Below are 21020 nucleotides of genomic sequence, written 5' to 3'. Positions count from 1 at the left end.
AGCAGTTTTTTCTATTATAATCTGACGATATGTCCCTGAATACGGCCTATATATGTGATTCACAAGAATATGGAACATGATAGAATATTATCATCCTCACACCATCCTACATTCTCCTGCAGAATCAACAACAATGTGGTACCACCATTTTTGAATTGCGGATCATCCCCAATAAGCATTACTCACCAACGAATTTAAAAAAGCAATCTATAAGAGCAAAAAATCAACCTGAGAGCAGAAAATAGATGTTCTCAGCGAGGAAAGAAATGTCTAACTCAATTTTAGACACCCCCTTTTTAAAACTGTAGATTCAAAAAAAGATTGAATCTCCTCAATTTGCTGATAAAACAGGGGTGCGTTCATTCCTTTTGAGAATTATTATTATCATATCACAAAAAAATATCCAATTGTTAGTACTGATTTTGAACTTCAATAAAGATTTTAAAGAGGCTTTGCATTTTGAATTTTTTTCGCAGATCTCGTATAACGTTTCCGCGTTACCGACGCCAACCGGCTTAAGGATCGTAGGGCCGGGTCGTCAGACTTAGCCTTTGGATGTGTCACCTGAATCCACTCCTCTGAACTGCATCATGTGGACCAAGGGGCAATGCCCCTAAACGTGAATACGGTGTTATGAAATAATTTCCTTCTTTGAGTTACCCTAAAATTTAGCCCTTGTATTCATACCATCTTTCAATCCACGGATAGTTTTCAAAATTATCTTTAATGAAATTTCCAAGATGATTTATTAATTCAGAAGCTCTTAAATAACAGGAGTAGTTTTCCAATTCTAAATTTATATTTATGTTTCCACTATTGGGAAAGCTATCAACAAATGATTCTATGGATTTTCGATACAAATTTCCAAATCGAGTTGTATTCAGATATGTAGAAACCCACTTGTCGTGGGGATAGCATTTATTATCAAGTAAATAAGATATTCTACATATATCTTGTAGAAACTTCGAGCAATGTAAATTAGAAGAAATAAAGTCACCTCGTTTGAGTGGATGTCTCATCCAATCTAAAGTATGAAACAAATCAACGTATTTTTCTCTAATATCATCTGTCCAATTATTTAAAAAACGATCCGAAAGATCTTTAAACAAAAGCTGAAACCGATCTAAAGGATCATGAATCGGTATAGCACTTTGAAATTCCCAGATCTGTGTTAATGAATGACTTCTATAGTATTCTTCGAGCATATTGTAAGATTCAAAATGATAATGCCCTTCCCAATCACCAATCGCAATAAAAACCCAATCTTGTCTATGAGATAATCCATTGTTGTAGAACTGGTTAAATATGTTTAAACGTACACTTTCATTACAAAAGAAAACAAAATCAATATCCGAATACTGATCACTATTTCCTCTAGCTACGCTTCCTTTTAGGATAAGTGATAGCTCATTCCAGTATTCCTTAAGTATTTCATGCTCAGATAACTGTTCTGCAAAGAAATAAGCTCTTTGTAAAAGTTTTTTGCTGTGCTCATTCATTGATTAATCCTTCTTTCAATAAATTATTAGCAATTATTTCAGATAACGTTCTTGTATTCACGACGTCCCACTAGCCTAAAGGAGCGAAGCGACTGGCCACAATGCGGTTAGGTTGTGCGGGTGTGTCCGGAATTCCGCTTCCCTTCTACTGCAAATTACTTCTCTGAACACTTATCTAACTCCTGCCTATCATCTACTACGAACGATACGGGTGTTAGACCACTAACAGCTGTTATGCTGATCGCTGAAATCGGGGATATAAAAAGGTTCCCATCCGTTAAACAGCTAGCAGCTTTTGCCGGGCTAGACTCAGCTGTTCACGAATCGAGAATCTTTAAATCCAAGAAATTCGATTCTCTTCCAATTTAATCAGCAAAAACGTGCGGAAGGCAAACCAGCAAGTCGCAATTGTTGCTACTTCTCACAAGCTTTTAAATGTGGCTAATTCTATAACTATCAAATACTCTTAGAGATTTTTTGTCAGTATTACTTCAAGAGGTTGAGTCTCCAATAGTAAACATCCAGCATCACGATATCCAATCTTCCTATAAAAATGTTGTGCTTCTTCATCAGATTGCGTTGACGTCATTACTAATTTGAATCCTCTTTGACGCATAATTTCTTCCCAATGCAGTACAATTTTCTTACCAATTCCTTGTCCTCTATATTCTTCATCAATCGATATCATGTTCATAAAAGGAATGTTATCCCAAAAATATCCATATCTCATCCAACCAATTTCTTTCTCTGAATCTTTAAGTATAAAGATCTCCTTTTCTTTAATCTTAGTTCTTACAAGTATCTCAGGAATATGTTTGTCTCTTTCAACAATGTACTTATAATCTTTCTCTGTTGCCAATTCTATCTCCATAGTAAATCCTCCGATATGCTCTAATTCGTAGATTTTTCTTCTTGTATACACTCCGCACTGATTTCTGATAACGTTCTAGTATTCACGAACCCTTACCACTTTAAAAGAGCGATAGAGACTGGCCGCGGTGCGGTTAGGTAGTGCAGGGTTGTCTGCTGATTTACTTCTTCGAATTGCCTCTTGCAGACCAAGACCAGAAGGTCGCAGCGTAGATGCCATGTTATCAGAAGGACTTGCCTTCTATGAAATTGCTTTCAATGTTTTCAATCTATCTTCTATTCTTATTCATCCAATCTAAGGCGAAATCAACTATTTCTTTCTGTGGTATTAAATAACTCACCGCTTCGCCTACCAAGCCCTCTTTTACCAAAGTAGTCTTAGATTTGAACTCATCAAAAATCATGTTAAAATCGTCAGATTCATTATTGATATCATCATAAGTAGTCCATTGCTCTTTTCCATCTACACTCACTTTTACTTCCCAAACTTTAGGCTTTATATAAGAATTTTTCTGGCTATACTCAGCCAAATGTAATGAAGTATTCCCATTCGTAGAAGCTCCAAGCAATAGAATATATCCTTCTAAATCATAGATCTTCCCCAAAGGAGAATCCTCGCTTAACGCATAATCTAGTCTATGATTCATCGTTATTTCTTTAGCATCTTTCCCCCACGCAGCAAATGACATATGAGGGTGTGAACTTCTTAACACTCCATCTTGTTTTCGAAATGTTTCAGGGATAAATCCCATATACGAAGTTGGTGTTAGATCAGGGTAATATATTGGCATATTTTCTTTTATTATTTTTATTTCCTCTAAAGTTATGTCCCCATCGTTGTTCACCGGAGCACACAAATGTTCAGATTGAGTCGGCATAACAATATTCCCGTTAATTCCTACCGACTCTTCCAATGCTAAAATAACAGTTACAGGTCCCCCTACAACATTTCCTAAAGATTTCAAAGAGGAGTGGACGATCAGAGTCATTCCCTCTTTTACCCCAAGTCGTTTTAAATCATCAATAATTGTCTTTCTCGTCTGTAAAGTACTAGATGCTTCCATTTTTATCTCCTCAAAAAAATAGTTTATACGCTGTTACTCGACTTCCTTGAAATACTTACTAACCTCTCTGAAATCCACCTTCTGAGTGGATAAGTTGTCCAGTTATCCACTCAGCTTCGTCACTTACAAGAAAAGTAATTAATCGTGCTGCATCTTGAGGCAGTCCAATTCTACCCATTGGGGATTTAGTCAAAATGTAATCTTTTACGCCATCATTCATCCATCCCGTATCCGTTGGTCCTGGATTCACCGCATTTACTGTAATTCCTTTCGAGGCTACTTCAGCCGATAAGGTTATAGTGAATGTATCAATGGCACCTTTAGTGGTTGCATACGCTATATTACCAGCCATCGGTCCTAGCGATTGACCAGAAGTTAAATTAATAATTCTCCCACCTCTTGAATTGCTAAACCGACTTGCAAACTCTGCACTTAATAACATTGTTCCACGAATATTTACTTGGTAATGTTTATCAAGTACTTCAGCAGTTAATGTATCGTATCCTACATCAACGGAATAAGTCGCATTGTTGATTAAAATTGATGGCTTTCCTAATTTTTCTTCCACGGCATCTAATAACTTTGCCGGTGCAAGCGTGTCAGAAAGATCTAATTCCAGTTTCTCACAACGCACACCATATTCTATGATTTTATCTTGTAACAATTGAGGTTCATTTGAATGAATTCCCCAAGGCATTTCTATATCATAGGTAGTCCAATATGTAAAGAATACATCGACTCCTTTACTCGCCAGTGCTGTACATATTGCTGCTCCTAAGCCGTTAAAGCGAGAAGCACCTGTCACTATGGCTATTTTTCTTTCTAAAGATAAATTTCTATGCGGCATGATCTATTTCTCCTTTTTATGGGTTTGAGTAATTACGTATAACGCCTCTCATATTCACGAACCCGAGAACCTTGAGGCACGTTAGGGCCGGCCCGCTACGCGGTTAGGTTCGCAGGGTTTTCCGCCTGACCTACTTCCTCGAAATGCCTCGGGCGGATCGAGCAGCCGTCAGGTTGCGATGCGTGAATACGATGTTATAGAATCTTCGAATATGCAAAGAGCCTTACTTAACTCTATCTTTAATTTCATTAATTTGTTTAATATGTCTTTGCTCATGCAAGTAGAGTGATCTAACCCATTCGATTAATAACATCTCCTTAAACACTGGGTGTATAAAATGTCATCTACTCAGCACTGATGAGTCTTCTACTGTGTTTAATATTTCGTATAACTTTTCTCTTGAACTGTTTAGTTTTTCAATGATTTCTTGATATTCTAAAATTTCGTCAGTTGGTTTAGCAATGTCAGGAGCTTCTAACTTTTTACTTCTATCAAGTAGAAATTCTAATGGTTTATTCTCTATGAATGAATCTTCCTTGCTCTTTAATCCTTTCTTTATTGCTACGACATATAATTCTTCTGTCTTAATTAAGTGTTGACATACCTGACTAATACTCCAACTGTATGCGTCTTTACGTTTGTTTAATTGATCTCCACTCGATTCATTAAGAATTCCTAGTAATTCGTCTCTTGTTTCTTTTAATTTTTGATTGATATCTTGAAGTTCCATGGAAAACTCCCTTTCTTTAATTTTTTGCGGATATTTCCTATAACGTTCTTGTATCTACGAGCCCGAAAGGCTTAAGAGAGCTTCAGCGACCGTGTCCGACGGGCTTAGCCTCGGAGGGTTGTTCGCTGAATCAACTTCTCTGTTTAAACCTTTTGGCGAACCAAGGGCAAAGCCCGCAGCGTATAATACGTTGTTATGCGTAGTTACTGCCTTCTTTGAATCTACTATGTACAAAGAATATCTTTTCAAACTGTTACATCAATAGAAAGCGTTGGTACAAATATTATTTCATCAACTTTACCTTCATCATTAATTTTTACAGCTGTAAGCCCTTTAGGCAGATATACCCCTGAATCTATATTCAAAGTATTGCTATCATTATCAAATTCCGCCCTACCTGATTTACAAGGAGTATGTCCGATAATCTGCAGTTTACCAATATTCTTTAGTTGTCCCCTATTCCACAAGACACTTTCTGGATGAGATTCTTCAAATGGATTTTCTGCTGTCAGAGAAATACCTGCATGACTAATAAAGGCATGGTCCGTTTCATAGTATAAAGGTAGCGATTTCAACCAAGAAATATAGTTAACTAGATCTAATGATTTTCTTTCAAATTGCTTTAATATCTCTTGTCCACATTGTTTTAACCAATTCTCATTTCCTTCTTCTAAATGCACAATAACTTCAAACTCATGATTCCCTTTAAGAAAGTAAACTTTATCGGAATTGTGTTTTTTTAATTCGATCGCATATAAAATTGTCTCAGGTGAGAACTTTCCTCTGTCCAATAAATCACCAAGTTGCACTAATATCTGTTTATCTCTATTCCAATGTTCATTAATTAATTTAGTAAAAGTATGAAAACAACCATGCACATCACCAACTACTAATAACTCCATTGTTTAACCCCCATAAATGTCTCGCGGTAATTACGCATAACGTTTCCGCATTCCTGACGTTCAAGCAGCTTAAGGACCATAGGTCCGGGTGGCACTGCCACTTAACAGGTTGGATGTGTCGCCTGAATCTACTTCTCTGAAATCCCTCTTGGCGACCAAGGAGCGTCAGCGACGACGTAGGAATGCAATGTTATCGGATGTCTTCGTCTTCCTGAGTCAAATATTCTTGTATTCATTCATAATTGTATTTACAAAATGTGTTTTCCCTTCAGTATATGCTATACGGTTATTTTTAAATTTCTCTGCAAGTTCTTTCTTTAATGCTGAGTAAGCAGTTACTAAATCAGGCCTTTTTCTTAATATGTCTCTAAATATTATGTGCTTTATTAATGCGTCACTTTCTTTATTACAAACATAAAGATGATGTGCCTGCTTTTGATCCATCTCGTTATTATAAGGAACTTTATCATCAATTCTTGCAAAAGCGTCCCTGTTCTCAATCCCTAAATTCCCCTCATGAAAGTAACCCAATTTACTTAGCTTTTCAATTACCTGTGGAAGTACCGTCATAGAGTCTATTACGATATCAATATCTATAATGGGTTTAGATGCTAGTCCAGGTACAGATGTGCTTCCAACATGTTCTATGGTTGAAGCCAATTTTCCTAAATTGTATCTTAATAAATCTTGTAATTTATTAAACATAATAGGCCATTCCTCATTATAATCTTCAATAATCACTGGTCTAGAACCCATCCTGAAAAGCCCTCCATAATAATATGTATTTACGAATATTTCCGATAACGTTCGCGTATTACCGACGTCCAAACGGCTTAAGGACCAAAGGTCCGGGTGGCTCTGCCACTTAGCTGGTTGGATGTGTCACCTGAATTAACTTCTACGAAACTTCCTCCTGGTGACCAAGGGAGTGTTGCGACCGCTGTGGTAATGCAATGTTATCGGATGGTGGTGGCTTCAATGAATCAACCCATCAAGATTACTTATTGTTACTATGCACTTTATAATTCCTCTAATCTATTTATTTCTCTTTGGAAATCCGAAAGCTAATAAAAGAAATCCTAAGAAAAAAAAGAACCATACAAAAAAATTATCAAAAAATCCTGAATAATAAGGTGTTCTATCGATACCTGCTCCATGAGAGGCATATCCTGCAGCAACTATTGAAGCAGATAGTTTCTCAACAATTCTTTCAATAGTATATAATCCCCCGCTAACTATCATAAATATTGTCCCTAAAATCTTATATGAGTTATTCCCCAAGAAAAAAACTCCCTCCGTTGTTAATCAAGTTTAGTGTTAAAACATGTCTTTACACCAATTTCCGATAACGTTTGTGTATCTACGAACCCGAGAGGCTTAAGGTCCCTAAGGACCGGGTGGCTTCGCCACTTAGCCTCGAAGGGTTGTCTGCCTGATTCATTCTCTCCGAATTATCTTCTGGCAGACCAAGGGACGAAAGTCCCGCAGCGTTAGATACGTTGTTATCGGATGGCAAGGTCTTCCTCGAATAATCTCACGGAATCTTCCTTTATTATTGAATAAATCTTCACATCTTCAAATTTCCCTTTAATTAATATATGTTTCCTTAGAGTTCCTTCAAGTTCCATTCCTGATTTCTCCATTACTCTTGAAGAACCAATATTCATCAAGACACATCTCGCTTCAATACGAACTAAGTCCATATTCTTGAAACCAAATTCTATTAATCTCTTAACACACTCAGTCATGTAACCCTGTCCCCAATATTCTCTTGACAATGCATACCCAATCTCGGCCCGGTAATTATCAATATTCCAATTCACAAAATCACAAGTTCCGATTATCTTCTCAGTGTTTTTATCTTGTATACCCCATGGGCTTAACTGACTTTTGCTGTACCTGTCTATTACGAAATTAACAAAGCCTTCCGTATCCTCTAATTTCTTATGGGCATCCCATGTTGTATAATTTGATACTTCTTTGTCATTACAATAAGAATAGATGTCTTGTACATCGTTCTTTTCAATTTTTCTGAGAATTGTTCGTGAAGTCTCAAGTACAGGTAAATCCTTGAAAATATCTTCTACTTTCATTTCAGACCCTCCAGTTTTTTATATTATTTAACTATTGCCTTGCTTTCCGTTAACGTTTCAGCATTCACGAACCCTCACTGGCTTAAGCGCATAGCGCGGGCCGTCAGACTTAGCCGGTGCAGGGTTGTCCGCTTGAGTTCCGCTTCCTACGAAATTGCCTCTTGCGGACCGAGGGCGTCAACCCGATACGTGAATGCGGTGTTATATGATGTCATCGCCTTCTTCGAAATACTTACACTATTCAGCTATCCTCACCCATTAGTTAATGATTTTTCCTGCTTTATTTCACCTATCATGAAGTCAACGAAATCTAATAGCTGGTGGGGATCCAATTCGCTTTTATCTATATCACCGTTGTATTCTATTAAACATTCATTTACTAGTCCCTGGTATTTTAGAGGTAATTCCTTTGCTCCCCACTCTCCACCCTCGCGCTTAGAAGATACAATTCCCTCTTTTATAAAGTACAGAACTCTGCAAAGATTTAAGGTAAGGTACATGGGTGTAAGGTACGCTGGGGGATTGATTTTTATATCACGCGAAGCTCCTTCTACATCATTTAGAATTGAAGCAAGGTAAAATTGTTTATCGATTGGTTCACAAATTTCACTTAAAGGCTTTCCATACAACGTTATCCCACGCTGATAGGCAACAACTATTTGTGAAGCTAAATCTTCATCTTCAAATCCTCCACAAAGATAATTCTCATCTGCACGATATTTATCCCGATGATAATCCGAATAATGAAATTCAAAGGGTGTGGGATAAACAAAAGAGATTAGATAAGTTTCAAGTATAATGCTGAACTCTATTCCACGATCATTAGGCATTTCATCATGCAAAGATAGCGCGATATTTGCAATTCGATTATTATTTACTGGTGTCAGCTTTTCTCTTACTATAACTAAAAAGTCGATATCACTTCTTTTGGGATTAAAGCACCCCATCGCTAAAGACCCATGTAAATAAATACCTAACAAATTTTCCTTAAGTTCTTCTTTAAATGATGTAACGAATTTGTCTAAGTACACCTGAGTATTCAAATTTTTAAAACCACCTTTCCACTTCCCGTTAGTTTTTCGAACACGTGACTTTCTGGAATAAGTCGCTTAAACTATATGTGCTTTATCCCACTATTGTAAAGTTTTCCTCACCCTCACTAATAGGCAGATCAGTTATAGTCATTTTCTTTACAGATGCCCGTTTCAATGACTTCATGCAATTGACCAGAAAATAAATTTGCGACTCTTCCCCTTGAAGTTCTGCTTCCACACTTCCATCTTGTAAATTTTTCACCCATCCCGTTAATTTCATTCTTTGAGAAATACAATATATTTCCAAGCGGAATCCTACTTTTTGTACCCTTCCATAAAAAGTAACTTTCTTCCTGACTATAGTACTTGATATAAATTTTGGAAACCTAATACGATTTGCATGCGAAATTACATATTCATCTCTTAATTTCTTGAAAACACTCATTCTATGTACTCCTTTTTATAGGGGTTACTTAATCTGATACATCTATCTTACAAAAGTAATATAATCAATGTTAACTGGATCAATACCATCTACTCGAAGTCGCGAGTTAATCTGTCCTCGATGATACTGACCATGAAGTGCTACGTGAGTTAAAATATCTCGTATAGAAGTCATAAACTCTTTACCACTACTATTTGTGTATGTTATTAAGTTATCTAGATCAGTTTTTGCTATTTCAGTGAGAAATGTTTTGAAGTTTTCTTCATTTTGTTTAATAAGTTTTGCACAGACTGTTATATCACCATCCTCCCAGATGGGCATTTGTAAACTGTCCATTCCTTTTAATCTAGTTAGCCATACTTGTTCAGAATATAGAATATGAGAAAATAAACTTAACTGCTGCTCCCCAATCTCTACATTTTGAAATATTTCTAGAATGCGTTGATTAGCCCAGTTTAAATGCTCAAACATCTTTTGGATTGTTTTCAATGATACCGCCTCCTACATTATCAATCACTTGTTTTATATGAATTCTATAAAAAAGAGAAAACAGAGTTCCACCCATTCTTTCACTCTACTGTCTGTTAGCTGAAAAGCATCTATGTAATAAATGATCAATAACTTATAGTGTGTTTTTATGATGTTCGCTGGTTTCCTATAACGTAATATCTGCGACTCCCTTCGCAGATCCCTCTTATCATATCTGTATCCACGACCGACTTTATGACTTTCGGCAAAGCAATCGTATACCCCTCTTTTCAATCTCCTATTCGTCAACCGATAATTATTCAAGTTACACACTAGACAAGACTAAATAGATTAACTAGAAAGAGGTCAGACTGTATTTCTTTGGCTATTCTTGTAATTCAATGAACCTTCGGATGACCAATTCATGAACTAAGCTTATACATATGTGTTGATTTCATTATAATCCACCCTACCATGCTCTTTCATCTTATTTGTTTGAGCCTCTAATCAATAAATATAAACAAAAATAGCCTACAGTATTTGACACATACTGTAGGCTTGATCGAATGAATAATTCATCCGCAACGCTCAGACTTTCACAGCAAAAGCTTCATAAGGATTTAAAGCGAGTTGATTAAAGTTAACCGATGATCTTTCATAGTTACTGATGATCACGTCGTCACTTTGTCCAAAATCCGGTAGCTCTAGAGATACCTTCTCTTCCCCAAAGTTCGCTACGACCACCCAAGTTTGGTCTTCATAACGTCTTAAATACATAAAGACTTGCTCCGGAACGTCCGTTACTAACTCATAGTCGCCCCATACGACAATTGGATTCTCTTTTCTTAGCTTAATTAATTTTTGATAACAGAAAAAGATAGAATTCGGATTCTCCAAGTTCGCTGCCACATTAATTTCGCGAGAATTTGGATTTACATGCAGCCAAGGGATTCCGGTTGTAAAACCGGAATTTTCTGTGTCGTCCCATTGCATTGGCGTCCGGGCGTTATCGCGTCCTTTGACGTTAATAGAAGCGAGAATTTCTTCCTTCGTATAACCATTCGCCAATCGTTCATGGTACATATTCACACTTTCAATGTCATTAATTTCACTAATGTCGCTGACGGGGTAATTGGTCATCCCAATTTCTTCACCTTGATAGATGTAAGGCGTGCCCTTCATTAGGTGAAGCAGGATAGCAAACATTTTTGCACTTTCGGCATGATAAGTGGAATCATTTCCCCAACGAGATACAATTCTTGGTAGATCATGATTGTTCCAAAACAGACTATTCCATCCCTCGTTGCCCAATGCGGTTTGCCACTTACCTAAGATATTTTTCAATTCACTAACCTGTAAAGGTTTAAGATCCCATTTTTCTCTACCCTCTATTTGGTCAAGAGAAACATGTTCAAATTGGAAGACCATAGACAACTCATTGCGTTTGGGATCAGAATACAATTTGGCAATTTCCGGCGTTGCTCCCCAGGTCTCTCCCACTGTCAAAACATCATGTTTCCCGAAGGTCTCCCGGTGCATATCTTGCAAATATTCATGCAATTTCGGACCATTTCCCGTGATTTCTTCATCTGGAATTTTACCGACCAAGTCAATAACGTCCATACGGAAACCACCAACACCTTTATCCAGCCAAAAATTCATCATATCCCATACTTCTTGTCTGACCTTTTCGTTCTCCCAGTTTAGGTCCGGCTGTCTTTTACTGAACAGATGCAAGAAATATTGACCACTTGCTTCGTCATATTGCCAAGCAGAACCACTAAAAGTCGACCTTAGTGAGTTAGGGGCTTCACCATTTACTGGATCTCGCCAAACATAATAGTCTCGATATGGGTTGTCCTTACTTTTACTGGACTCGATAAACCACTTGTGCTCATCCGATGTATGATTTACAACCAGATCCATGATAATCTTGATGTTTCGCACTTTAGCCTGCTTAATCAGTTCATCCATGTCATCCATCGTGCCAAACTCCGTCATAATCGCTTGATAATCGCTAATATCATAGCCGTTGTCATCGTTAGGTGATTGATAAACCGGACTGAGCCAAATCGCCGTAATCCCCAATTGTTCCAAATAACCCAACCGTTCAATAATACCTTTCAAATCACCAACGCCGTCGCCGTCGCTATCTTGAAAACTGCGCGGGTAAACCTGATAAATTACCGCAGTTTGCCACCACTTCATCTTCACTAAATCCACTCCTCAATAATTTATTTAAATTTATTTATTTTACGTAAACGTTTACGTAAATATCCAAACAGATTTATCAAATCCATAATTATTATATTTGTAGTATTCATCCGCTTACTTCTGTTTAAGTATACACCACCACCTTATTAGAGTTACTTATACAAAACTCTTATTTCCATGGATATATATCCGAGTTGGATGTTTACCTTTTTAGGAATAAGAAGCCTTATCCCTTTGACCGAACTGTCTGTCTCTCTACAATGTGATGGCTCACAATGGTGCTAGAAACATCTTGTGAATTCTCAATTAAAGCTATCAATTTATCGGAAGCAAGACGTCCCATCTGAGCGAGAGGCTGATGAACCGTCGTTAACGGAGGAAAGGTTATTTTGGCCAAGGTCAAATCATCATAACCAATAATGGATAGATCATCGGGAATTCTCATCCCCTTCGCAAAGACTGCTCCCATAGCCCCAATAGCCATTTCGTCACTGGCGGCAAACAAGGCTGTGAAAGGAGGGGCATCCGCTAGTAGCAACTCCATCGCTTTTCGACCACTTTCCCAACGGAAATCACCATAAGCCACTCTAGATTCTAAGAACTGTATGTCATGATCCTCCAGAACCTGACGATAACCTTCTACACGAGTTCCAGCAACCGTATCCCCCAAAGTCCCACTGATCATTGCAATTTCGCGATGACCATTCTGAATAAGATAGGCGGTTGCTTGATACGCGGCTTGTCTATCGTCAACTTTAACGTAGGGAATCATATATTTGTGGGATTGAGTGTTAACGAGTACCACCGGTATCCCCATTTCTTTCAGTGCCTGATAATATTCATCCTTAAGAACCTCACTAGTAAACACGACTCCGTCCACTTGTTTTTCACGAAGAACTTGCAAATATTTCATTGTCCTTTTGCCTTCTTCGGCCGTATTGCAAACAATGACACTGAACCCTTTTTCATGGGCAACTTCCTCAATACCATGCAGAATATCCGATGAGAAACCGCTGGAAACATCAGGAAAAAGAACACCGATGGTCTGCGTTCGTTTGTTAATGAGTCCCCTTGCAATTGCATTAGGGTGATATCCAAGCTCTTCAACGGCTTGCAGTACCTTAAGTTTGGTTTTATTCGAGTACCCTGAAAGATTATGAAGTACCCGGGATACTGTGGCCACAGATACATTCGCTGCTTTTGCTACATCTTTAATGGTCGGAATATTCATTAATTACCCTCGTTATTCTTTACGTTAATGAAGTGAGTAAACGTTTAACCAAAGTATAATTATCCCATTCTATTTTGTCAACGGTTTCATAGGTGCCACTATCACTACCTTATAGTCAAATTTAGAATGACCACTAACATAGAATATATACCCTTTAACACTCAAAAGATAATTTCTCAGATAAAAAGAAAAATCCCAGGTATTCATGGAATTTTCTTTGTTTTATATCATCCTATATCATTCAAATAAATCTGTTTCCAGATCATTAATGTAGAAGTTTTGAGACTCCTACTCAGCAATTCCCCCAGCATTATAGTTCAACAAGCTCTCATCTCTCTTGGCACGTTCCTTAACTTGCGCTCTATCTCTGCATCTACCTTTTCACGGTAGTCTTAACCAAGTAAATCAGCAAGTGAGATGTTTAAATTATAAAAATACTGAGTCACAATGTCTATCCATTTGGCGTTCCGGTTATGTGAAGGTTCGGTCTTCTTCCAGTCATCACACAAATATTCATTGATTTATGTCTTTATATTTCTTCCAATGAAATTTGAACTTACTGGTTCTATCTCTGATTCTCTTGACCAAACTGATAACTGGCCGATATGATGAATTTCATGGGCAATTATATGTCTAAGGATCTCACCTTTTTTATAGGTTTCTGTCATCCAAGACGGTTTAACAACTTCGTTTTCATCACTAGGTGTCCATTGTCTCAGAAACACTGATATTTCTTTCCTATACTGATTAGATAGTTCCTTTATAGATTGTAAGTCATTGAACTCTTCAAAATATATTTGAATATCATTCTTATTATACATTGCTCTAAACCAACTGTATTCAGTATCTATAATATGAAAAAGAGTCCTTAAAATAGATCCTACTCCTGATTTTCGCTCCTTGCTTAACTCCTCTGTAGATAAATTATTTAATACTTCAAACCATTCATCTCTTACTTCCCGGTTATATGTAATAAGACTTTTCATAATTCACTCCTTGTATCGCAGAATTGGTTTTATCATGTAGTACCGAACTTTCACATAACGTTGTTGTTTTCACGACGCCCCACCACCTTAAGCCGGAAGGGCAGCCGCGATGCGGTTAGGTAGTGCGGGTGTGTCTGCTGATTAATCTTCCTCCAAATCCCTCTTGCAGACCAAAGGTCCATCAGGACCCGCAGTGGGGAAACGGTGTTATACGACGTAGGTATCTTCATTCGAATACTTACGTTTACTTCTTCCCTTTAATAATTGTTGCATATTTGCTTTCTGTTTCCTGAATTGATTCAATTTGAAAACCAATTGATTGGAAAAGACGAATATATTCTTCTAATCCAATAGGGTATAGCTTCACCTTCCTATCACCACACTCAAACCACTCATTATCTTCACTAACTGATAAAACAAATGATCCATTATTCTTTAGAGATTTGTAAATATTACTTAATGCTTTTTCCTTATCCTCTATGTGTAAAAATGTCAATACACTGTAAGCTAGATCAAAGGTATTAGGACGAATAAAATTGTTTACATCAGTATTTACTAACTCAAGGTTAGGATAAGAACTTAGATTAGTCCTTGCTCTGTCTAAAGTCTTCGGTGATATATCTATTCCAACAAGGAATTGACACCCGGTAAGTAATACCGTTTTTGCTATTCTTCCAGTTCCAATTCCAATATCTAGTACCATACAATTGTTGGGGTTTAATTTATTGAAAAAAGTGGGACCGTCCCATCTGTTCATATATGATTGTAATTGTGGTGGGTCTTGTACTGGATCATTACCCTCATCTATGAGCAATTCATAATGCTCTTGAGTACTTACAATCTTCATGAAAATGCATCCCCCTTTATAGTTTTTTTGTCTTTATGCCCATGTCGTATAACGTTGTTGTGTTCCTGAACTCGAGACACTTAAAGGAGCACAAGCGACTGGGTGACTTCGCCACTTAGTCTCGCAGGGTTGTCTGCCTGCATCCGCTGCTTCGAAATGCCTTGGGCAGACCAAGGAGCGACGCGACGCAGCAAGAAAACAGTGTTATATGATGTGGGGCTTCAAGAAATACCTTCAGGAATTGTTTAATCTGTCTTGTTCGAAATAGAAGCCTTTAAGTTGTTCATCAAAAAAATGTTTTAAGTTATCTTGGTAAATCGAATACATCACTTGCGTACTCTTTATATCGGTTCTTGTAATGAATATACCTTCAAGATCGTATTGAATCCGGATTTCTTTTTTTGACTTTAATCGAAATACTATTCCTGCACTAATATTAGAAGGTATATGATTCAACTCTTTAATTGATGAAGTAGGTACAGTATTGATCCAATCAGCAATATTCCTTATTTGTTCTTCTGTCAATTCAACTTCAATAAACTTAATATTCGGGATTGTTTCATGTGAATAGACTACCTTCGACATTTGTGTACTGGAAATTTGCTCTGTAGATATCTTTATGTTCAGGTTTGAGTTCTTCGTCAGTCCACTTCCGTTATACTGTAAAATAAAAAATACTACTCCAACTAATAAGATGAAGATTATGATTGTTCTCGTGCTCATTAATTTGTTATTAATATCTCTTGCCCCATTTCATATAACGTTGCGCATTTCTGACGTTCAGGCGGCTTAAGGTGCGTAGCACCGGGTCGTAAGACTTAGCCGGTTGAATATGTCGTCTAAATAAGCTTCTTCGAAATCCCTCATGACGACCAAGGAGCGTCAGCGACGTAGTAGGAATGTTCTGTTATGAGATGTTGCCGCCTTCCTTGAACGACTATCAATTTATCCTTTTAATTCTCTTTGAATATGTTCCTTTAACGATTTCTCGTTTATTCCGTTCTGTACAAATTGAAATCTATTTCCTGTTATTCTTTGGGTTCTATCAATCACCTGCCCTAGATGATATCCTGTATGCTCAACTAAGTGATATATATTGTACATATCAATAGATTCAGTCTTACTAATTGCGTCTTCGAATTCTGAGAATGTTTGTTTAAGATTCTCTAGTAATAACTCTTTTTCTTGATTTAGGTCTGCAAACAAATCCTCTATTCCAAATTCATACTTAATGTCTGGGTTTATTATTCTCTGAGTATTTCTTTTAACATGTTCGATAATATGTATAACTATTCCACCAATACTATTTGAATCTGCTGACTCTTTCAGCCAAATTTGATTATGATTCAAAGATTCTAAACTTGCTTTGAACTTTAAATAATAATGATTTACCATTCTGTGTTTTGAAATGATCTTAAAATCAAATAATGAATCCATTGTTTCTTCATCACCCCTGTTTCAACATTTTTGTGATTGCGGCAATTTCTTATAACGTTTTGGTATTCACGAACCCTCACTGCCTTAAGGCCTAAAGGGTCGGCCGCGACGCGGTTAGGCAGTGCAGGGTTGTCTGCCTGATCCGACTTCTCCGCTTTATCTTCGGGCAGACCGAGGATCGGCGTTAGCCGACCTGAGCGTGAATTCTTTGTTATAGGATGTCAGCGCCTTCTTAGAAATATCAATATTAATTTTTCACCATCTTTTTCATATAGGTTAAAGACTATAATTATGTCCTCTTAATGATTCCGCTTCATAATCCATTGCAATTTGTATATTGATTATTTGTTTTAGTTGATATACTCTCTCTTGAAGTTTGGAATTAGTTGGATTACTTTCAAGCTGGGCAGCTAACGAGCAGAGCTGGGGTACTTCCCAGACGCTTCGTAAAGCGGTACTTATACAATAACCGTATCTAGCTAACCTCTCATCCCCTTCCCATCCCATCTCCCTCATTCCTTTAATATAGGAGTAAAACAATGAATCCCGATAAGCTTCGTATTGATCCGTAGGAATGATTCCAAGGCTCATATTTGCGCCAAACATCTTACCGAGATCTTCTCCAATACCTGAGATACTCATGAACTGCCAATCAATGAGCACCAGTTGATCGTTTGGAGTTAAGATCATATTTTTTTGTCCTAAGTCTTGATGTGCTAACACACGCGGCAAATCGCTAAGAGAAGCCAACTTTTCATTTATTTCTTCAGTAAGTTCCTTGAACCATTCCCAAATATACTTTATCTCTTCATCTTGTAACTGGATTATGTATGGCCCTGGGTTAGGCGCATACTTTCGACTTGAGGTTGTCCACGATTTAAGCCAACTTTTGCAGACCCATGCTTCGTCTGGTATTGCTTTTGTAGTAAGATACTCTGCGTTAAACATGCCAAGTCGATGAGCAATAAAATTGAATTGCTCCTTTGATTGTGCAAAACGCCCATTTACCTGTTCCATCCATAACCAGATAGTTCCATCATTCTGTTCTTCAACAAGATAAGTATTTGGAGCTTGGATATATCCAGAAAGATGATCAAGGAGCTTGGATTCGAACAAAAGCGCCTCCCGGCGCCAGTAATTGTGATGTTTGATATCATCCTTTTCTTCACTATCTGACTTGATTACTTTTAGAATGATAGACCATGGTAGTTGTTCATTATTAGTTTGTAAGAAACCGTATAAATGATAGATACCTTTTGTAGTAAAATTTAGAGTTTTATTTTCTAAAGCGTCACACGTAAAGGCATCTATCTCAAAAATAATCTCACCGATCATCTTATGAATACAAGCATAAAGTTGGTCTATTTTTTTCTCTATAGGTAAACTTGTGTTATTGTTTATTATCATTTTGAAAACCACCCCTCTCTCTAAAAAATTCTTGTTATAGTTAATACCCTCCAACTTAGAACATACGTTCCGTGTTGTGAATATTTTCATTTAATTGGATTGCTACACTATCCTTGCCGTCAGTGTAATTCTACAAAGAATTTAAATAGGTTTTAATACTTGCGCTGATTTCCTATAACGGTTCCGTGTTCACGACGCCCCACTGACTTAAGCGAACGAAAGTGAGCAGCCGCGATGCGGTTAGTCGGTGCGGATGTGTCCGCTGAATCTACTTCCTTGCAACTGAAAATCCACCCCGAATTCACTTCTAACTTCTGCGGATCGAGGGGGCTTGCCCCTCGATGCGTGAACACATTGTTATAGAATGTGAGCGCCTTCTTTGAAATACTTACTTTACACAAATAGTATTATTAAATTTCGTTTCCTGATAGCTCAATGAACAAATCCCTCATTTCCTTGCAAATGGGTTCCCAAATTGAACTACAATATGCCACATGTATTTTAATTCCTGAAGCACTTCTTCATAGCCCCCTCGGTCTTTCCAAAATTCTGGATTTCGTTTCAAATCAGTGGCCGCAGCCCCAATCACACTAGCGTCTATGTAACCATTCCGTGCTATCCGTTTAGCTAAGGAAGGCATGGTTGGTCCCCTAAAACCCGAGGGTATTTCTTCTACACGCATAGAAAATCCCATATGCCAATATAGTTTAATTGAATATTTTAAGCTTATTTGCTCTAAGAGATCTCCTACGTACGTGCCTTTGAACGAAGGATCGGCAACTAGCACTTCTACGTCATCCTTTAATGCGATATCACCGTGGACCTGGGCCTCGATATAGTGGTTGAGGTTTCGATTGGATTCACGCTTTGAAGGATCCTTGCATGGTTCTTCAAGATTATACAACAGATGCTCAATAAATTTCCTTGGTGTCAGATCTTTATCACCGATCGCATCATTTCGAAAAAATGCATCTTTAAAAATCGCTGCTAAAATGTCATCAAACTCACCATAGGTGCCTTTTTCCTTCGGATTTTGATGCGAATCCAAATAAGTAAACGTGCAGCGATAGGAGATACTTGGTGAGAGAAGAAAGTAACATGACCCAAACCGTGGTGCCGGTCCTTCTGGGTGTAACATTAAATCTAACGCCCCGTACTTCGGGCGCTGACTATCAGTCACGCCATCTAACTGATAAGCGCCTCCAAACATCATTTTCTCCCATTGATCCCGTGCACCTCCTGGATAAGCAGATACGCTGCCATTGGAAATATGAGTTTCGAACTGACTCTTATAAACTCCCTGCTCAAGTAATGCCTGAGCTACATTTTTCATGTCCACAATTGGCCGATCTGGATGAAAATGCAGTGCGACCCTAGTGTACTTAAATAACTTCACAACGGCGTCTTCAAAAGTACCCCAAGGGATATTTGTCATCTGAAGAACTTCCTTAATTGACTTTTGAGCTTCATATTTTCGGGTTCTAGCATACTTTGTAATATGCTCAATAGCCAAGTACTGTGAATTTGATAAATTATCTGACATTAATATCACCTTCCCATTAAAGCGAGGACAAGTATTCGATTCTAAAAAGCGACCGGAGAAGGAGAAAATGCCTTGGGCAGATCAAGGACCACATGGCCCGCAGCCCGAATATTGTATTATCAGATGTCCCAGCCACCTTGAATATTCATTCACAAAGCTATTTCTTCGTCTTCGAGTTGCCCTTCATTAATATACTGTATTAAACTTCTTACTTCCTTTTCGGCCCTTTCTTTGATAGGACGTATATTCCACCAATTTGCTGGTAATTCCACGTCAACTCCCACCATTACAAATGGTATCCAGTTTGGCATATAAGTCTTTAGCGTAAGTAGACATCTTCTTAAGTGCCCGGAATTACTGACTGCAATTATCCTCTTAATTTTATGAATTCCAAGTGCTCTGTCTAATACTAATATTGATGCCAAGACGTTCTCTTTGGTGTGATTCGATAGTGTTTCGACTACTATTGCTTCTTCTGGCACACCCTGTTCAAGTGCAAATTCTTTCATAAACATTGCTTCAATCTCATTACGTTCTCCCCACTTGTCTCCCCCTGAAAATAAAATAATCGGGGCTCTACCTTCTTTGTATAATTGTATCGCCTTTTTTGCTCTATCTAAATTGCCATTTCCGAATACCATGATGCAATCACCAAACATTTCTGATTCCTTCGGATCACCAGGATACAATAGAGTCATTATTTGTTCTTGTGTTAGTTGTTCTGGATTTATTTTTGAAATTAGCATTCATGATTCCTCCTGTTTATTTTGATGGAATTTCTGATAACGTTGCGCATTTCTGACGTCCGAACGGCTTAAGGACCGTAGGTCCGGTTGGATGTGTCACCTGAATCCTCCAAATATCCCTCTTGACGACCGAGGGCGTTAGCCCGATGCGTGAATATATTGTTATCTGAAGGAACCGGCTTCCTTGAGTAACAAAACAAAGTTCTTAAGCTTAAAATAAGTAGATACGTTATTTATTACTGAATAATTCTCCATATTCCTTCGGAACTTTTATAATGTTTTGAATTTCATAATTATTATTCTCGGGATTTTTAACAATCTCTAACAAGACAATCTGATCTTGATCAATCATCCTCAAAAGACTATATGTTCTGTGTTCGACTCCATGAGAGTTTATTCCAATTAAATCCTCGAAATATTGATCGTCTAAAGTTTCTTTACTTGAATCTGTAAAATATGATTTCAATTCATTAAAGTCCTGATTATTAATTGCGACCGATGCGAGATAAGATAAATTCTCTGGACTATCGGGTTTAACGATCTTCTCATGTGTACAGCCCACTGTCAGAATTAATAAGAGTAATATGAAAATTAATCTTGTAGAATTTATCATTTTTCCCCTCCGGTTCTTTCAGCTAACGGTTGGGTGTTCCCGAC

25 protein-coding genes are annotated in these 21020 nt (G+C 37.6%); 1 reads left to right on the top strand and 24 read right to left on the bottom strand.

Annotation, left to right across the window (positions count from 1 at the left end; translation table 11 throughout):
• Positions 1-668: 668 nt before the first annotated feature.
• Positions 669-1499 carry a nucleotidyltransferase domain-containing protein gene (locus PGLA_RS08080; protein ID WP_068531417.1) on the bottom strand — a complete coding sequence of 277 codons (831 nt, stop codon included), beginning with the start codon at positions 1497-1499 and terminating at the stop codon, positions 669-671.
• 114 nt (positions 1500-1613) lie between these two features.
• Between PGLA_RS08080 and PGLA_RS29690 the strand changes: the two genes are divergently transcribed.
• Positions 1614-1868, top strand: coding sequence for a transposase (locus PGLA_RS29690; RefSeq protein ID WP_425415363.1), 255 nt, complete (start codon positions 1614-1616; stop codon positions 1866-1868).
• Positions 1869-1965: 97 nt separating this feature from the next.
• Here the strand turns inward: PGLA_RS29690 and PGLA_RS08075 are convergent, their stop codons facing one another.
• From PGLA_RS08075 to PGLA_RS07975, 23 genes are all read right to left on the bottom strand, one after another.
• Entirely contained in the window at positions 1966-2370 is a 405-nt protein-coding gene (locus PGLA_RS08075; RefSeq protein WP_068531415.1) for a GNAT family N-acetyltransferase, read from the bottom strand.
• A gap of 75 nt (positions 2371-2445) precedes the next feature.
• Complete coding sequence (locus PGLA_RS27910; RefSeq protein WP_161487861.1) at positions 2446-2589, bottom strand: hypothetical protein; 144 nt, start codon at positions 2587-2589, stop codon at positions 2446-2448.
• A 49-nt stretch (positions 2590-2638) separates the two neighbouring features.
• Positions 2639-3433, bottom strand: coding sequence for an AAC(3) family N-acetyltransferase (locus PGLA_RS08070; protein ID WP_068531413.1), 795 nt, complete (start codon positions 3431-3433; stop codon positions 2639-2641).
• Positions 3434-3491: 58 nt separating this feature from the next.
• Positions 3492-4280 (bottom strand): SDR family oxidoreductase, encoded by a 789-nt coding sequence (locus tag PGLA_RS08065; protein WP_068531411.1) that lies wholly within the window; start codon positions 4278-4280, stop codon positions 3492-3494.
• 340 nt (positions 4281-4620) lie between these two features.
• Positions 4621-5010, bottom strand: a complete 390-nt coding sequence (locus tag PGLA_RS08060) for a DinB family protein (RefSeq protein ID WP_245699765.1) — start codon at positions 5008-5010, stop codon at positions 4621-4623.
• A gap of 245 nt (positions 5011-5255) precedes the next feature.
• A complete protein-coding gene (locus PGLA_RS08055) occupies positions 5256-5912 on the bottom strand; it encodes a metallophosphoesterase family protein (protein WP_068531409.1) in 657 nt (218 codons plus the stop codon).
• Positions 5913-6128: 216 nt separating this feature from the next.
• A complete protein-coding gene (locus PGLA_RS08050; protein ID WP_068531407.1) occupies positions 6129-6668 on the bottom strand; it encodes a GrpB family protein in 540 nt (179 codons plus the stop codon).
• 279 nt (positions 6669-6947) lie between these two features.
• The gene (locus PGLA_RS08045) at positions 6948-7193 is read right to left on the bottom strand and encodes a hypothetical protein (RefSeq protein WP_068531405.1); all 246 of its coding nucleotides are present in this window, start codon (positions 7191-7193) and stop codon (positions 6948-6950) included.
• A gap of 221 nt (positions 7194-7414) precedes the next feature.
• A complete protein-coding gene (locus PGLA_RS08040) occupies positions 7415-8005 on the bottom strand; it encodes a GNAT family N-acetyltransferase (RefSeq protein ID WP_068531403.1) in 591 nt (196 codons plus the stop codon).
• Between the two features lie 251 nt (positions 8006-8256).
• On the bottom strand, positions 8257-9048 hold the full coding sequence (locus PGLA_RS08035; protein WP_068531401.1) for an aminoglycoside adenylyltransferase domain-containing protein: 792 nt from the start codon (positions 9046-9048) through the stop codon (positions 8257-8259).
• An 82-nt stretch (positions 9049-9130) separates the two neighbouring features.
• Positions 9131-9484 carry an acylphosphatase gene (locus PGLA_RS08030; protein WP_084410848.1) on the bottom strand — a complete coding sequence of 118 codons (354 nt, stop codon included), beginning with the start codon at positions 9482-9484 and terminating at the stop codon, positions 9131-9133.
• Positions 9485-9526: 42 nt separating this feature from the next.
• Positions 9527-9973 carry a DinB family protein gene (locus tag PGLA_RS08025; protein ID WP_068531399.1) on the bottom strand — a complete coding sequence of 149 codons (447 nt, stop codon included), beginning with the start codon at positions 9971-9973 and terminating at the stop codon, positions 9527-9529.
• 567 nt (positions 9974-10540) lie between these two features.
• Positions 10541-12160: a glycoside hydrolase family 13 protein gene (locus PGLA_RS08020; protein ID WP_161487860.1), complete on the bottom strand. Its 1620-nt coding sequence runs from the start codon at positions 12158-12160 to the stop codon at positions 10541-10543.
• Between the two features lie 232 nt (positions 12161-12392).
• Entirely contained in the window at positions 12393-13397 is a 1005-nt protein-coding gene (locus PGLA_RS08015) for a LacI family DNA-binding transcriptional regulator (RefSeq protein WP_068531396.1), read from the bottom strand.
• A gap of 521 nt (positions 13398-13918) precedes the next feature.
• Complete coding sequence (locus PGLA_RS08010) at positions 13919-14383, bottom strand: DinB family protein (RefSeq protein ID WP_068531394.1); 465 nt, start codon at positions 14381-14383, stop codon at positions 13919-13921.
• A 244-nt stretch (positions 14384-14627) separates the two neighbouring features.
• Positions 14628-15230 (bottom strand): class I SAM-dependent methyltransferase, encoded by a 603-nt coding sequence (locus PGLA_RS08005; RefSeq protein WP_068531392.1) that lies wholly within the window; start codon positions 15228-15230, stop codon positions 14628-14630.
• A 234-nt stretch (positions 15231-15464) separates the two neighbouring features.
• The gene (locus PGLA_RS08000) at positions 15465-15953 is read right to left on the bottom strand and encodes a hypothetical protein (protein ID WP_068531390.1); all 489 of its coding nucleotides are present in this window, start codon (positions 15951-15953) and stop codon (positions 15465-15467) included.
• Positions 15954-16175: 222 nt separating this feature from the next.
• Complete coding sequence (locus PGLA_RS07995) at positions 16176-16667, bottom strand: hypothetical protein (RefSeq protein ID WP_068531389.1); 492 nt, start codon at positions 16665-16667, stop codon at positions 16176-16178.
• A 276-nt stretch (positions 16668-16943) separates the two neighbouring features.
• Entirely contained in the window at positions 16944-18074 is a 1131-nt protein-coding gene (locus tag PGLA_RS07990) for a phosphotransferase family protein (RefSeq protein ID WP_068531387.1), read from the bottom strand.
• A 152-nt stretch (positions 18075-18226) separates the two neighbouring features.
• Positions 18227-18427 carry a hypothetical protein gene (locus PGLA_RS27905; protein WP_211269516.1) on the bottom strand — a complete coding sequence of 67 codons (201 nt, stop codon included), beginning with the start codon at positions 18425-18427 and terminating at the stop codon, positions 18227-18229.
• Positions 18428-18522: 95 nt separating this feature from the next.
• Complete coding sequence (locus tag PGLA_RS07985) at positions 18523-19617, bottom strand: DUF3626 domain-containing protein (RefSeq protein ID WP_068531385.1); 1095 nt, start codon at positions 19615-19617, stop codon at positions 18523-18525.
• Between the two features lie 149 nt (positions 19618-19766).
• Positions 19767-20363 carry a YdcF family protein gene (locus PGLA_RS07980; protein ID WP_068531383.1) on the bottom strand — a complete coding sequence of 199 codons (597 nt, stop codon included), beginning with the start codon at positions 20361-20363 and terminating at the stop codon, positions 19767-19769.
• Between the two features lie 229 nt (positions 20364-20592).
• Entirely contained in the window at positions 20593-20976 is a 384-nt protein-coding gene (locus PGLA_RS07975; protein WP_068531381.1) for a hypothetical protein, read from the bottom strand.
• Positions 20977-21020 lie beyond the last annotated feature (44 nt).

It is taken from the genome of Paenibacillus glacialis (genome assembly GCF_001637205.1).
GTDB lineage: Bacteria > Bacillota > Bacilli > Paenibacillales > Paenibacillaceae > Paenibacillus_AQ > Paenibacillus_AQ glacialis.
This window is presented reverse-complemented; position numbering and strand designations above follow the sequence as displayed.